Raw genomic sequence first — 14,620 nt, forward strand, 5'->3', positions numbered from 1 at the left:
GCACCTATTCTTCAGTAAAGACCTGTGCTTCCGACCGTCGGCGGAATCGTCGCATCAGGACGAAAAGCAATGAAACCAACAGCAGGGTCAGTGCGATAGTGACCGCCAATAGCGCTTGGGGATAGCTGTTGAGGAAATAGTTGACGCGATTGAGCGGGCTGGATTCCCCGATCGTGAAGCGGTCCGCGGCCGGTTGTGTTCTGAGGCTGTCTTCGCGGCTGTCCCAGAGCGCGAAACCACCTGCGAGGTTGTACCAGAAATCGGGTTGAACCAAGCGTGCCGCGCGGGCTTGCAGCAGCTCCGGTGTACTTGCGGTCAACATCAGGATCGGTTTGCCCGAAGCCGGGCGACGCTGAAACTCGAACAGCCCGCCCTGTCGGCCGAGCAGCGAGCCTGCCTGGAGGCCTGAAGGTTCATCATCCTCGAAACCGACCTGGGCCTCGCGTGGTCGCGAGCGACCCGAAGGGGGTTCGATCCAGCGCTGCAATCGAGCCAGGCCCCGTTCGGCCCAACCGCCCGGGAGCGCCTCCGGTTCGATCAGGTCCATGACCGGATAGTCGACCCAAAGGAGACCATCCCGGATGGCGATCGGTGAGTCGGCGCGAAGGGCCGGGTCCAGCTCTGGAACCGGCCCCACCACGAGCGTGGCAAACCGATCGAGGAACGGCTCATATCCGATCGCCGCCTCATAGAGCGGCATCTGGATCAGCTGTGCGAGTCGGGCGAGTAGCGTCCATGCGGCCGAGATCGTACCGGGGTGATGACCCGCGAGCTGAACGCCGAACTGGCTGCCGGTCGGGTCCTTCAGTAAGGGGAACCCGGCATGGGCAAGCAACCGCAGGTCGGGCAATCTCACCAGGCGCTCGACGTCCGGCATCAGCAGACTCGAGCTGTCGAATAGGGTGAACAGGAGATTCGCGCCCTGGCGGAACTGACAGAGGTCAGAGAATGACGGCACCATCATGGGCGTGATCTCAAGACGGTTTCTCCCGGCCATCAGCAGATCGAACGGGAATTGCACCCGATAACCGATCTGCGTCGCTCCAACCGGGTTATCGAGCGGTATTCCGCGCACGAAGGTGTCGTTGAGCGAGAGGTTGAGCACGGAATCGCCGCGCAGTTTGGCACCGTAGCTGAAATCGAGCGAAACAACCCCCCGCTGGTGGCGACCGGCGAAGAAACCAGCCGGGACCCAGAAGTCCAGAACAGTCGAGGTCTTGAGCCGTTCGGTCGAGCCCTCGGCGGCACCATGGGACACATCGGCTGGCGCCATCGGGCTCGTCAGGGTCGTCGTCCGTATCCCGAGCTCCTTGAATGTCGCCAACGCACCGCCCAGAAGTGCCCGTTGGCCGGTATTGAGAGGGAGTCTCGGGAGCGCGAGCTCGCCGATCAGTGCCTCTTCGGTATCAGGGAGAGGGAAATCGATCAGGCCGAGCACGATCGCGGCGCGCCTGACCTCGTCGGACGTCCGCCCTGAGACGACAAGCCGCTCCGCGGACAAGGGGCTTCCCTGCTCGCTCTGGATCAAGCCAAGGTAGCTACTGGTCACGCCGGCGGCCCAGTCCTCGCCCAGCGTCGGTTCGAGCTGCTCCGCGGTGCCCACCAGCACGACCCCGTCCGGCGCCATCTCGAGCAGCTCCCGCTCTGCAGCAAGATCACCCAGCTCTGCAAGCGACCGCAGCGCGACATCGAGGGGGCGGTACTCCAGACGCACCGCTGCTGCTTGAGCGACCAAGGCGCCCCATTCGAGCTGCTCGCGGCTCGGTGCGTCGGTGTCGACATCCATCGCGACCGCCAGGCGCGCCTGGTTCCAGGCGTACTTGCCGAATAGGTCCTCGACCTCGGCAAGGGTTCGGGCGACCGGCTGCCTGCGATAGTCCAAGGTCAGCGAGGATTGAACCGCATCGATCTGGGTCCAGAGCTCGGGGGCGAGCGGGTCCTCGCACTCACCGATGACGGTATGCTGGGCGGCCCGAAAACGAAGTTGATTGTATCCCGCCTCGAGCAGGTCGACTGGCAGCCGGATACGCGCCTCGCCCTCGGGGCGGTCGGGATCAAGCCTGAACTGCGCGACGATTAGACCATTGAGCTCGATGCGCAACTGGGAATGTGCTTCGAGGAGGTTCGCCGAATTGCGGTACTTGAGCCGCAGCAGAAGCTGTTGCGGCTTCCATGCGGACGGCAACGGGACGTTGACGTCGGCCGTTGCCCAGGCGTGACGCAGATCGATCTCGGCGCGACCGGAGATGAAGTGGGCGAGCGGGCGGGTAATCTCTGTGATGGGCGCGTCCGCAGAGGCATCCTGTCCGGTTCCTGTTCCATCATGGGACTGGGACCGGACCGCAAGGCCCGCGGGGTGCTCTGGCGTTGCCCTATCCGCTCGGTGTTCCGGCTCCGAAGGGACCGGTGGGGCCTTCCGATCGGCAGAGGATGTCGGGGTGTCAGCCGGCGACCCTAGGCCAAGCGGGGGCTGAGCGAGTCCAACCGTTGCGACCGTCAGTAACAAGGCCACCCAAAGGGCCTGCAGTCCGGATGGGCTGCGCCGAGAGCGGCAGGCGGGCATAAGAGTTTTCACGATGATAAGGCTTGCTCACTGTGAACCGATTCGCCGACCCGCCTCGAAGCGGTGCGGCGCTTGAACCAGCGTCTCGAGATGAAGACGAAATGCGCGATCCCGTACTTGAGCATCAAGCGCGTCAAGACTAACGCCGCCTTGGAGACGCCGACGCGGCGGTCTCTCGAGCGCAGCATGGTCTTCCAACGGTTGCTATCACCATAGGCAAAGCGGATGAATTCGGCCTTCTTCTGAACCGATTCGGCGCGGACACGGCAACCCGCCTCCAGGTGTCCTTTCTTCGGGATCAGTGTCGCGACGTCGATATCGATTCGGATCGATGACCCGCCTTCGGGAAAGATCTCAACCGCTGTCGGCGCTGAGGCTTCGATTGCGCTCCGGTAGAAAGGCTCGATTGCCAGTCTCATTCCGGTTGCGGAGAGGTCGACAATCCTGCCGGGGATGCGGCTGTCGGAGGTCAAGATCGCTGCCCTCTCAGAGCATGGAAAGCGCGGTGAGAATCGGCGCTGCTGACGCTCGAAGAGCGCACCCAACGCACCGAACAATAGGAATAGGTTGACCGACGACCAGAACAGGGTGACAAGGTCGGTGGTCAAGCTGCCCGGCACAAAAAAGAGCCGCCAGAACCCGATTGTAATGGCGATCAAGGTCAGCGCTGACATCCAATAGACTGGCTTCACCAATGGTGAGACCGCATCCTGATCGGTGACCTCTCCTTTTGCCGTGACGACAAAGCTCGGCGCATTCGGGTGACGTATCACACTGAGCAACGGCGGCGCGAGAAAGAGGGTCAAAGCGAGCTCGTAGAATTCGGAGACGAAGGCCCAGCGCACATTGCCGTAGAGGTAGTCGACGATCAGGACCAGCGCCGTGAGATGGGGAACGATATAGGTCAGTAGCTCGGCCAGGTCAGCGTTGAAGATACCGAGCCCGAACAGTAGATAGGCAAGCGGCGCGAAGAGAAAGATGACCCTGACCAAAGGGAAGAACCAGAACATCATGCTATTGAGATAGCAAAGCTTTTGCCACCAGTGCAGACCCCGCTCATGCTTCAGGAAAAGCGGGTTCTTCAGCAAGAATAACTGCATCATCCCCTGCGCCCAGCGGCTGCGCTGCACGACGAAGCTGGAGAAGGTCTCAGGCTGGAGTCCAGCGATCATTGGCTGCCAAATGTAGGCGCTATCGTATCCTCTAGCATGTAGCTCGAGCGCAGTCTCGGCGTCCTCGGTGATGGTGCAGCCCTGAATTCCGCCGACCTCGTCAAGGTAGTGACGGCGCAGTATGGCCGCGGAGCCACAGAAGAAGGATGCATTCCAGAAATCGAGGCCGCGCTGGATGTTTGTATAGAACATCTCCTGCTCGCTCGGCATCTTTTGGAAGGTGCCGAGATTCTTTTCGATCGGGTCCGGGCTGACGAAGAAATGGGGCGTCTGTACCAGGAACAGCTTCGGATTGCGGAGAAACCAGCCGGCCGTGTTGGCCAAGATATCGCAGGTCGGAACATGATCCGCATCCAGGATCAACACCAGGTCGCCATGAACCTTTGGTAGTGCATCGTTGATGTTGCCGGCCTTGGCGGAATGGTTCAGTCGCCGGGTGAGATAATGGACGCCGATCCGTTTGCACAGTGCCTTCAAGGTGCGGCGCCGAGACCAGGCCTCTTCTCGGCCTTGAGGGCTCGGCTGTGAGCGCTTTGCGGTCGTTGCCCCGTCGTCAAGCAGATAGACGTTAATCTTATCGGCAGGGTAGTCGATATTGATCGCGCCGAGTAAGGTCGTCTCGAGCAGCTCGGGACTCTCATTATAACTTGGGATCAATACGTCGACGCTTGGCCAGGCGCTGCGATCCTCAGGTAACGGGGCGACTGGCCGCACCAGTGGCTGTAACGAGACGAAGGCGCCGAGGATGAAGATCAGGAAGGTGAAGACCTCGCCGGCGAACAGGGTCACACCAAGGCCGAATTCTAATAGGCTGGTGTCCGGCAAGGTATAAAAGGCGCGCCATAACAGGTAACGCGTCGTTATGAAGACGCCAATCAGCAATAGCAGGAGGCGAAGAAAACGGCCGAGATTATCGAAAAAGAGATGCCGGATCGCTGTTTGGCGCAGCGCCAGCAGCAGAAAGATCAGTGTCCCGGAGAGAACGAGTTGGGAGACGTCGTTGAGCGGAAGCGCTGCGAGGGACAGCAGCGGTAGCGCGACAGCGGCGACCGCAGCAAGGGAGGCTGCGGTGGCTAGACGCATGATGGGATCTGTCGGGTAGGCCAGTCTTGGGTCGGAGGGGGTCGCATCGGTGGACAGTTTAGACAACACCAGTAGGGTTGTCTTGGCCCAGCCGCGGGCGATACTGCGGTCTGTCGGGTTTGGCACCCACCTCGGTGCGCCGTCTCCCGCCTCGGTCGCGAGCCGCTGTCTCGGCGAGACGCTGCTTCAGCGACTGAGAGCAGCACTGGGGCGCGGACGGCGCTGATCGGCGATGTAACGACGTCGCGTCTACGATTGTGGGCTCGCGAAGCGTCCCGCGCTCGGCGCCTGAGCCTAGGGACGTGCATCGCCATGACGCGGGTCAAGCTATACCGATTCACTGCATCCGAAAAGGGTGCATAATCCGGCGCTTTGTCACGGGCATCGACCGCGACGCGGCAGGCGGTCGGCCTCCTCTCGCCTGATATCCTGGCCGAGCTGGACCAACGGAGCTGGTTAGCGGTAGCGCCGCCGATCCTCACCATCCGCCCGACTCTAAACGGTCAACTAGGGGATTAAGAGCAATGCAATACGACAGTCACCTCTATCAGATCTTGGCCCCGAACCCAGCGCTGGTAGCCTCACAGCTGGAACCGGACGCCTTCGCCAAGCACTACACGGCCGGGTCGCTTCGCTACTACGCCGGCAAGGTGGTCTTCGCCGAGATCGACGTCGACTACCGCCATCCGTACTTCAAGATCGATGAGGCGCTCGCGACGCTGAAGCCGCACGATGACGGTCGACCGAAGGCGACGCGATTCATCTCCACCTATCGGGTGCTGGAGCACATCGAACTCGACGCCATCCAGCGCGTCATCCTGAGTACGCCGGAAGGTTACACCCTGGAGCTCCAGGCCACGCCCTATGACAAGACCCATGAAGAGGGGTTCTTGCGTATCTATGCCGAGATCGCGCCGCTGCGTATGCTGGTGATGTCGCGCATGGATTTTCCTGCGTTCGGCAAGTACATCACCGACCCGGAATTCCCGAAAGGCGCGCCGAAACAGTTCTATACCCAGATCGAGCTCGACATCGAGCACTTCCTCGAGGAATTCGAGGCGCGTCCGGCGATGCATCCGCCGATCCCTGGGCTGCATCCGTCGAATCTGCGCGCGGCCATCATGGAGCTGCGCGCCGATCCGAATAAGCTCACCAAGGGGCTGAAGCTCGACAGCGCCTTCGAGACGATCCCTTACAAGAGCATCCGCCATGGGTTCATGTTCGCCTCGCAGGACAAGACCCGCTTCTTCCCGATGCCCTCGCGTTCGGAGATCGAGTCGACGAACTATCGCTTCTGGCGCGCCATGTGACCCGATGGCACCCGATCGGGACCTGCCACTCAGAGCAATACCGCCCGCCGATTTGGCTGTTTGCTCGAGGGCATCCCGAGCTGTCGGCTGTCCCTGCAGCCGGCGTTTGATTGTTCATTCCCAAGCCTTGGCGAGACGTCGAGACACCGGGTCGGTTCGACGTTTCCCAATACAACAAACACTGATTCGAGCGACACGGGGAGTCATCAACCCATGAGCCTGAATGCTCTATTGCCCTATATACCACTGATTTTCGGGGTCCTCGGCTTGGCGACAGCCTATGTCGTCTATCGTGCGGTCAACGCGTACCCCGGCGGCGAAGGCAAGGTCGCCGCCATCGGCGACGCCATCCACCTCGGCGCGATGGTCTTCATGCGGCGGGAATACTCGATGCTCGGCATCTTCGCCGCCGTGCTGCTGGTGGTGCTGTACATCTTCCTCGGCTGGAAGACTGCGCTGGCCTTCCTGGTCGGCGCCGTCGCTTCGGCACTTGCCGGCTTCATCGGCATGAGCACCGCCACCCGGGCAAATGTGCGCACGACGGTTGCGGCCCATACCAAGGGGCCAGCCCAGGCGCTCTCGGTCGCCTTCTTTGGCGGCTCCATCATGGGTCTAGCGGTCGCCTCGCTCGGGCTGCTCGGCCTTGGCAGCCTCTACTTGCTGTTCGGCGGCGACCCGGAGACCGCGCATGCGATCCACGGCTTCGGCATGGGGGCCTCGAGCGTGGCGCTGTTCTCGCGTGTCGGCGGCGGCATCTACACCAAGAGCGCCGATGTCGGCGCCGACCTGGTCGGCAAGGTCGAGGCCGGCATCCCAGAGGACGATCCGCGTAATCCGGGCGTGATCGCCGACAACGTCGGCGACAACGTCGGCGATGTCGCCGGCATGGGCTCGGACATCTTCGAGTCCTACTGCGGCTCGATGATCGCCACGATTGCGATCGCTTCGACGCTGGCCGTGGACATCATGGACCCGCTCGGTGAACGTCAAGCGCTGATGTTCCTGCCGCTCGGACTGGCCTCGGCCGGCCTGCTGTGCTCGATCATCGGTATCGGGCTGGTGCGGATCTTCTCCAACCAGTCGCCCGAGCGGGCGTTGCGTATCGGCACCATCAGTGCGAGCGTCATTTTCATCGCGGCGGCCTACTTCGTCATCGTTGGCACCGGCGTCGCGAGCGCGGTCTGGGGGGCAGTGCTGGTCGGCGCCCTCGGCGGCATCATCATCGGGCTGGTGACCGAGTACTACACCTCGTCCAAGCCGGTGGAGCACATCGCGATGGCCGGTGAGACCGGCCCGGCGACGGTCATCATCACCGGCTTCGCCGTCGGCATGCGTTCGGTGATCGTGCCACTGCTCACGATCAGCGTCATCATCCTGGTCTCGAACTGGCTGGCGGGCCTCTATGGCGTCGGCATCGCGGCGGTGGGCATGCTCGCGACCGTCGGCATCACCATGGCCATCGACGCCTACGGGCCAGTAGCCGACAACGCCGGCGGCATCGCCGAGATGGCCGGCCTCGGGGTCGAGACGCGCCGCATCACCGACTCGCTCGATGAGCTCGGCAACACCACCGCAGCGATCGGCAAGGGCTTCGCGATCGGTGCCGCGGCGCTGGCGGCCTTGGCGATCATCACCGCCTACATCGAGAGCGTGGCCCTGCATGTGCCCGATTTCGAGCTGCTGCTGAGCGACCCGCTGGTGATCGTCGGGCTGTTCCTGGGCGGTATTCTGCCGTTTGCGATCGCGGCCATCACGATGACCGCGGTTGGCGATGCCGCCTTCGAGATGATCAACGAGATCCGCCGCCAGTTCCGCGAGATCACCGGACTGCTCGAGGGCAATGCCGAGCCGGATACCGCGCGCTGCGTCGACATCGCCACCACCGCGGCGCTGAAGAAGATGGTGCTGCCCGGCGTTATCGCGATCGCCGCGCCCTGGGTGGTCGGCTTTGTGCTGGGGCCGGCCGCGCTCGGCGGCATGCTCGGCGGCGCGCTGCTCGGCTGCGTGCTGCTGGCGCTGACGATGGCCAATGCCGGTGGCGCCTGGGACAACGCCAAGAAGCTGGTCGAGAAGGGCGAGCATGGCGGCAAGGGCTCGGATACCCACAAGGCGACGGTGGTCGGCGATACCGTCGGCGACCCCTTCAAGGACACCTCAGGGCCGTCGATGAACATCCTGATCAACGTGATGGCGATCGTCAGCCTGGTCATCGCGCCGCTGCTTGGCAACAGCCTGCTCGGCTGATCCGTCCAGCCTATCGGTCTGGTGCCCCCGCGGCGGTTAACCGCCGCGGGGAGTCACTTCGACGCCCATTACAATCCCCGCACATATCGAATCCGTCGCTGGCTGGAAGACCGCGCGTGTCCAGCGTCCGGTGCCGATCCTGGGCCGTCTCGACAGCATCGAAACCGGTATTCGCCTCGTCAATCGGGCATTGCGGGAGGTGCGGGATGAAGTCGCTGGCTAAGAGGTCCTATCGAAACAGCCGCTCGACTCGCGCAACCTCCTGATCTATCGGGCTAAGGGAGGCATTCTGTTAGGGCTTCTAAACACTGCATTGCAGCCGATCTCGGGAGTCGGGCGCCCCAAAATCCTTATTTTTTGTAAGTAACTGTTTATATGAGCTAAAACGGGTCTTGACCGCGGTCAAGTCGCGATCCCCGCTGAGTTGGAAGACTGTCCCTGCCGACACCGGCATTCCACCCTGAATCATCGTCAGCGTAGCGAGTCTTCCAACAATGAGTATGTTCTGTTTCCAATGCGAAGAGGCCACCAAGGGCACCGGCTGCACCACCAAGGGCATCTGCGGCAAGACCGAGAGTGTCGCCGTGCTGCACGACCTGTTGGTCCATGTGCTCAAGGGGCTAGCGGTGGTCGCCGAGGAGGCCGAACGCCAGGGCAGGGCGGATGATACCGTCGGTCCCTTCATCTCGCAGGCGCTATTCGCGACCATCACCAACTCCAACTTCGACGCGGCGAGGATCGAGGCGCTGATCCAGTCCGCGCTCGCCAAGCGCGATGCACTCAAGGTCGCGATTGGCTACAGCAGCGATCAGGATGCCGTCACCTGGCACGGCCCGGTGAGCACCTATGCCGCCAAGGGCGCCGAGGTCGGCGTGCTCTCGCAGCCCGATGAAGACCTGCGCTCATTGCGCGAACTGCTGATCTACGGCGTCAAGGGCATGGCGGCCTACACCGACCACGCCGCCATTCTCGGCCTCGAGAAGCCCGAGATCTATGCCTTCATGATCAAGGCCCTGGCCGCGACGACTCGCGAGCTGAACCTCGACGCGATGACGGCGCTGGTGATGGAATGCGGCGAGAAGGGCGTGACCGCGATGGCCCTCCTCGATCAGGCGAACACCGCCGCCTACGGCCACCCCGAGATCACCCAGGTCAAGCTCGGCGTCGGCCAGAATCCCGGCATCCTGATCTCCGGCCACGACCTCAAGGACCTCGAGGACCTGCTCGAGCAGACTGCCGGCACCGGCGTCGATGTCTACACCCACAGCGAGATGCTGCCGGCGCATGCCTACCCGGCGTTCAAGCGCTACCCGCACTTCGTCGGCAACTACGGCAACGCCTGGTGGCAGCAGGACAAGGAGTTCGCCGCCTTCAACGGCCCGATCCTGATGACCACTAACTGCATCACGCCGGTCAAGAGCGCCTATCGGGATCGGATCTATACCACCGGCATGACCGGCTGGCCCGGCATCCAGCACATTCCGGATCGACCCGAGGGCGGCGCCAAGGACTTCTCGGCGCTCATCGAACAGGCCAAGCGCTGCGACCCGCCGACCGAGCTGGAGCAGGGCGAGCTCACGACCGGCTTCGCCCATGCCCAGGTCATGGCCCTGGCCGATCAGGTAGTCGACGCGGTCAAGACCGGCGCCATCAAGCGCTTTGTCGTGATGGGCGGCTGCGATGGTCGGCACAAGGAGCGCAGTTACTTCACCGAGGTCGCCCAGGCGCTGCCGCAGGACGCGGTGATCCTGACCGCCGGCTGCGCCAAGTACCGCTACAACAAGCTGGAGCTGGGCGAGATCGGCGGCATTCCGCGGCTGCTCGACGCCGGCCAGTGCAACGACTCCTATTCGCTGGCCTATATCGCGCTGAAGCTGAAGGAGGTGTTCGGGCTCGACGACATCAACGAGCTGCCGATCTCCTACGACATCGCTTGGTACGAGCAGAAGGCGATCATCGTGCTGCTGGCGCTGCTGCATCTGGGTGTGAAGCACATCCGGCTCGGTCCGACATTGCCGGCCTTCCTGTCGCCGAACGTGGCCAAGGTCCTGATCGAGCAGTTCGACATCAAGCCGATCGGCGATGTCCAGCAAGACGTCGCGGCGATGATGGCCGCGGCCTGATCCGCTCGGCCCAGGCTGCTCGGCCCGACCCCGCCCGACCCCGCCCGACCGGTCCGGGCGGCGTGGCGGCTGAAACCATTCGCTGCCGGTCGTGCTCCGTCCTCAATGCCAGAACACTGGATGCCGGCGTCCACCGACCAGATTATTGAGCCGATCATGGCCGGGATCGGCAAGAATGATCCTAGCCAACGGCGCACCTGTTTCTTGCTGTAGCGGGTCGCGGCCTCAGCGTCACCGGTCGGCGGGCTCAGTGCGTGCCGGCGGCTGAGAAGGTGCCGCTGCTCTAGACTGGTCGCCTCTGAACGACTGGGCGTCCGATCCGGTCTATGGGAGTGTTGATGATGGCGTCTGCGGACGATCGCGAATCCGGCTGGACCGACGAAGGCGGGCTTTGGCCCTCGGCCGATTATCCTGTTCAGGTCGAGCGCCTGCGCGCGGCGATCGGTGAGCGCATCTACCTCGCCGAGCTGCGCGAGACCGACATCCAGCTTGGGGTGCAGGTGACGGATCGCGCCTATGAACTGCTCGGGGTGATCGATTTCCCGCGCCCGGACCCGGCACGCGGGCTGGCGCCGCATCTGATCCTGCTCGACGATGGACGGGGAGTGAACCTCGGGCGTATCGCCCGCATCAGCCGGCGCCCCTTCCAACCCGCCGCTGACGAGGTGCTCTACCTCGACCGCCCGGCCGATCAGACGCTGCTGTTCGCCGATCGACGCCTCTCACCGCGCTTCATCGCTGAGCGCGCTCAGGCCGCACTCGGGCAGGTGCTCGGGCGGTCAGCGCCGCTGCCGCAATCCCGGCTCGAGCCGGCGCAGCGGGGCGCATCATCAGCCGCCGGTGCCGACGGATGGTCTTCCGAGAACGATGGGTAGTGAGCCGGCGCGGCGAGCGATGCGCCGGTGCCGACGGCCACCTGCTCAAGGACATGTAGCCCGAGGACATCCTCGTGCGGCCGCAGGAGGCGATGCAGGGACGTCTGGTGATCAGTCCCCGGCTCACCGAACTGCTGGCCTGCGCTGCGTGAGCAGCCCGACCCGACCAGTCCCGACCCGGCCTCACCGCCCGCGGGCGCGAGCCCCTGGAGCTGATCGCCGAGGGCCTGAACAACAAGCTCATCGCCCGCGAGCTCGAGCGCGCGATCGGGACCGTGAAGGCGCATGTCAAGCACCTGCTGCAGAAGCTCGGCCTGCACAACCGCGTCGAGGCGAATGCCGTAAACGGCTTGCCTTTGAGCTTATAGGCTGTGATAACCAGCCCTTTAAAGGTCGCCCTAACACGTTGTAAATTCTAGGCATCTTCTGGCAGCCCTGGAGTTGATGCGCGAATGTTTGACGGTGTTCTGGAGCGTTTTGCCGAGCGCGCGCCGGCGAGCGTGATGGTGCGCGGCCTGCTGGAGCGGCTGCTCAACGCCGAGCGGCTCGAGCGCTGGTTCGAGTCGGCGTCCGGGGCGCAGTCCACCCGCCCGATCCTGTTCTCCTCGCTGGTCGGGCTGATGCTGCAGGTCATCTGCCGGGTGCAGGCCAACGTCAATGCCGCCTATCGGGAGGCGTCGATCGCCGCCTCGATCGCGGCCGTCTGTAACAGCTCAAGGGGGACAAGCTCAAGGGGGTGGAGGTGTCGACCGCGCAAGTGCTGGTGCGCTTGAGCGCCCAGGATGCCGCTGAGCTGATCGATGCGCTCGGCGGTGCCCGGGCCGAGCGCCTGCCGGGCTATCGCATCCTGTACCTTGACGGCAACTGTTTGGCCGCCAGCGAACGGCGGCTCAAGCCGTTGCGCGACAGTGCCGCGGCGCCCTTGCCGGGCAAGTCGCTGGTGGTCTTCGATGACGCCCGGGGCCTGCTCAGCGATGTCTTCCCATGCGCCGATGGCCATGCCCAGGAGCGCAGCCTGCTCGATGACGTCGCCGAGACGGTGCAGGCCAACGACCTGTGGATCGCCGATCGCAACTTCTGTGTGACCGCCTTCTTGGCCGCCATCGCGCGCCGTCAGGCCGCCTTCCTCATCCGCCATCACACGGGGCTCCATATCAAGCCGCTCAGTGCCCTGCAACCGGCCGGCACCGGGGCGGATGGGCCGGTGTTCGAGCAGGCCGTGCAGGTCACCGATGCCGAGGGGCACACCTGGACCTGGCGGCGCATCGTGCTCGAACTCGAGCGTCCCACTCGCAACGGCGATCAGCAACTGATCGTCTTGACCAACCTGCCAGCGGAACAGGCCGATGCGGCCACGGTGGCCGAGCTCGACCGCAGCCGCTGGACCATCGAGACGGCGTTTCAAAAGCTTGAGGGGCATCTCCACTCCGAGCTCAATACCCTGGGCTATCCACAAGCCGCCCTGTTCGGCTTCTGCCTGGCCCTGGTGGCCTTCAACCTCGATGCGGTGGTGATGGCCGCGCTGCGCGCCGCCCATCCCGAGGTGAATGTCAACGAGACGGTCTCGGAGTATGACTTGGCCGGCGAGATCGCCCGCACCAGCGAGGGGCTCACCATCGCGGTCGAGGAGCAACACTGGCAGGTCTTTGCGCAGGCCGATCGCGCGCACTGTGCTGACTTGCTGCTCGCGCTCGCTCAGCGCGTCAACCTCAAGAAGCTGCGTAAGAGTCCGCGCGGGCCGAAGAAACCTCCCACCCCGAGGACCAAGCACAAGGGCAAGCCGCATGTCTCCACGGCTAAACTCTTGGCTGGGCGTTAACACGGCTGGCGACCCACCTTTAAAGGGCTGGTAGCGGACCCGCATGCTAGGTGGTGTGGGGAGGGCGGGTTAAACACCCGCCCTTACCCGATTAGCTGCCGGTTTTCGAAAGAAGTAAACGCGGATTAAGCTTAACGACCCTCCTGGATGACTTCGCTTGGCGTTCCCGCAATGCTTCACAAATACGATCAAGATCATGCCCGTACTTTGCAGCATGCTGTGCTCTGTAGCGCCTTATTTCTTCAACGATAGGATCTTCAGTCATGATTTACGCTCCTAACTCTTCTGGAGAGCATAGCACCGGGCAGACAAAACCATGGTTTTCTACGACCTTTACGATGGCTCCCTTCATCTCGGCGTTATTGATGTGTTTAAAGTTCCAAGTAAGCAAGTAGTCAATCCCGTTCGCTGCAGCAATACCGATGTGCAAGGCATCTTCTTCACTATTTGTCGGGACAGCTTGGAATCTGACCAAGTCCTTGGCGATGTTCTTGGCCTCTTCGGAGATATCCAAAGCCGCAATTTCTTCTATGATGGATATAGTTAACAGCAGTTTGTTCTATAGTTAAGTAGGTATTGCAGACCTGACTCGGAGGTGATGAAGATGACTCGCAGTCGTCGCATCGAGATTCCGAACAAAACGCAGTTGCGCCGGTATTTGCAGGAAGAGTAAAGACCTTACCGTGCGCCTGCGCCTGACCTTGCTGAACCTGCTCGCCGAATTGCCACGCTCGCTCTCATTGGCGCAGATCTGCGCGATGGTCGATGTGCCCGAGCCGACCGCTTATGTGTGGGTGCGGGCGTGGCGCGAGCGCGGGTATCGGGGCGTCTGCCATCCCACCGAGAGCGGTGGCGAGCCAGGCCGACCGCCCGCGCTCGATGAGGGCGACTTGGCCGCCCTGAAGGCCCTGCTCGAAGACCGCCCGTTCTGGCAGACCCGCGAGGTGCGCACCCTGATCCGCGAGCACTTTGGTGTGACCCTCTCCGAGAGCCAGGTCAGCCGCATCTTGCGTGACAAGCTCGGGATGCACTTCGGCAAGCCGTATCCCTACGATGCCAAACGCCCCAGCGACGCCGAGGCGCAGCTCGAGCAGCGCTTGATCGACGCCTATGAGCGCCTGCGGGCGCAGGGGCTCAGCGATAACGAGGTCGCCCTCGGCTTCCTCGACGAGGCCAGCCCCCAACTGACGGCCAACACCGCCCGGGTCTGGCACTTCGGTCACGGTGAAATCACCAAGAACACCGCGCGCCTGAAAGCCAACGCCATCGGCTTCTACGCCCTTATCGGCACGTCCGTGCAGGACTTCTTGCCCCGGTCTAACCAGACGGCGATCGCCGCGTTCTTCGACGCCATCCGGGCCGCTAACGCCGACTACCGGGCCATCATCGTGATCCTCGACCACTTCAGCAGCCATCACGCCGCCGAAGTCA

11 protein-coding genes and 1 pseudogene are annotated in these 14,620 nt (G+C 63.2%); 8 read left to right on the forward strand and 4 right to left on the reverse strand.

Features of this window, described 5'->3' with window-relative positions; all coding sequences use genetic code 11:
- Nucleotides 1-4: 4 nt before the first annotated feature.
- Together CKO40_RS19335 and bcsA are read right to left on the reverse strand one after the other, a co-directional pair.
- Nucleotides 5-2,563 carry a cellulose biosynthesis cyclic di-GMP-binding regulatory protein BcsB gene (locus CKO40_RS19335; protein WP_276570838.1) on the reverse strand — a complete coding sequence of 853 codons (2,559 nt, stop codon included), beginning with the start codon at nt 2,561-2,563 and terminating at the stop codon, nt 5-7.
- 8 nt (nt 2,564-2,571) lie between these two features.
- Complete coding sequence (gene bcsA / locus CKO40_RS19340) at nt 2,572-4,818, reverse strand: UDP-forming cellulose synthase catalytic subunit (protein WP_200348094.1); 2,247 nt, start codon at nt 4,816-4,818, stop codon at nt 2,572-2,574.
- 524 nt (nt 4,819-5,342) lie between these two features.
- On the opposite strand from bcsA, the gene CKO40_RS19345 reads away from it, so the two are divergent.
- The 7 genes and pseudogenes from CKO40_RS19345 to CKO40_RS19375 all read left to right on the forward strand — a co-directional run bounded on the left by CKO40_RS19345 (nt 5,343) and on the right by CKO40_RS19375 (nt 13,189).
- Complete coding sequence (locus CKO40_RS19345) at nt 5,343-6,128, forward strand: hypothetical protein (protein WP_200348095.1); 786 nt, start codon at nt 5,343-5,345, stop codon at nt 6,126-6,128.
- Between the two features lie 213 nt (nt 6,129-6,341).
- The gene (locus CKO40_RS19350) at nt 6,342-8,372 is read left to right on the forward strand and encodes a sodium-translocating pyrophosphatase (protein ID WP_200348096.1); all 2,031 of its coding nucleotides are present in this window, start codon (nt 6,342-6,344) and stop codon (nt 8,370-8,372) included.
- A gap of 494 nt (nt 8,373-8,866) precedes the next feature.
- Nucleotides 8,867-10,495 (forward strand): hydroxylamine reductase, encoded by a 1,629-nt coding sequence (hcp, locus tag CKO40_RS19355; protein WP_200348097.1) that lies wholly within the window; start codon nt 8,867-8,869, stop codon nt 10,493-10,495.
- 341 nt (nt 10,496-10,836) lie between these two features.
- The gene (locus CKO40_RS19360) at nt 10,837-11,370 is read left to right on the forward strand and encodes a hypothetical protein (RefSeq protein WP_200348098.1); all 534 of its coding nucleotides are present in this window, start codon (nt 10,837-10,839) and stop codon (nt 11,368-11,370) included.
- Nucleotides 11,371-11,564: 194 nt separating this feature from the next.
- Nucleotides 11,565-11,738 (forward strand): annotated as a pseudogene (locus tag CKO40_RS24575) (LuxR C-terminal-related transcriptional regulator); the annotation flags it as partial.
- Between the two features lie 84 nt (nt 11,739-11,822).
- Nucleotides 11,823-12,143, forward strand: a complete 321-nt coding sequence (locus CKO40_RS19370; protein ID WP_200348099.1) for a hypothetical protein — start codon at nt 11,823-11,825, stop codon at nt 12,141-12,143.
- Nucleotides 12,113-13,189 carry a transposase gene (locus CKO40_RS19375; RefSeq protein ID WP_200348100.1) on the forward strand — a complete coding sequence of 359 codons (1,077 nt, stop codon included), beginning with the start codon at nt 12,113-12,115 and terminating at the stop codon, nt 13,187-13,189. Before CKO40_RS19370 ends, CKO40_RS19375 begins: the two co-directional genes overlap by 31 nt.
- A 91-nt stretch (nt 13,190-13,280) precedes the next feature.
- On the opposite strand, the gene CKO40_RS19380 is transcribed toward CKO40_RS19375, so the two are convergent.
- Together CKO40_RS19380 and CKO40_RS19385 are read right to left on the reverse strand one after the other, a co-directional pair.
- Complete coding sequence (locus CKO40_RS19380; RefSeq protein WP_200348101.1) at nt 13,281-13,454, reverse strand: hypothetical protein; 174 nt, start codon at nt 13,452-13,454, stop codon at nt 13,281-13,283.
- Between the two features lie 3 nt (nt 13,455-13,457).
- Entirely contained in the window at nt 13,458-13,703 is a 246-nt protein-coding gene (locus CKO40_RS19385) for a PIN domain-containing protein (protein ID WP_200348102.1), read from the reverse strand.
- A 169-nt stretch (nt 13,704-13,872) separates the two neighbouring features.
- On the opposite strand from CKO40_RS19385, the gene CKO40_RS19390 reads away from it, so the two are divergent.
- The coding region (locus tag CKO40_RS19390) for an IS630 family transposase (RefSeq protein WP_200348103.1) at nt 13,873-14,620 on the forward strand (748 nt) is incomplete at its 3' end.

The organism is Halochromatium glycolicum (genome assembly GCF_016584085.1).
GTDB lineage: Bacteria > Pseudomonadota > Gammaproteobacteria > Chromatiales > Chromatiaceae > Lamprobacter > Lamprobacter glycolicus.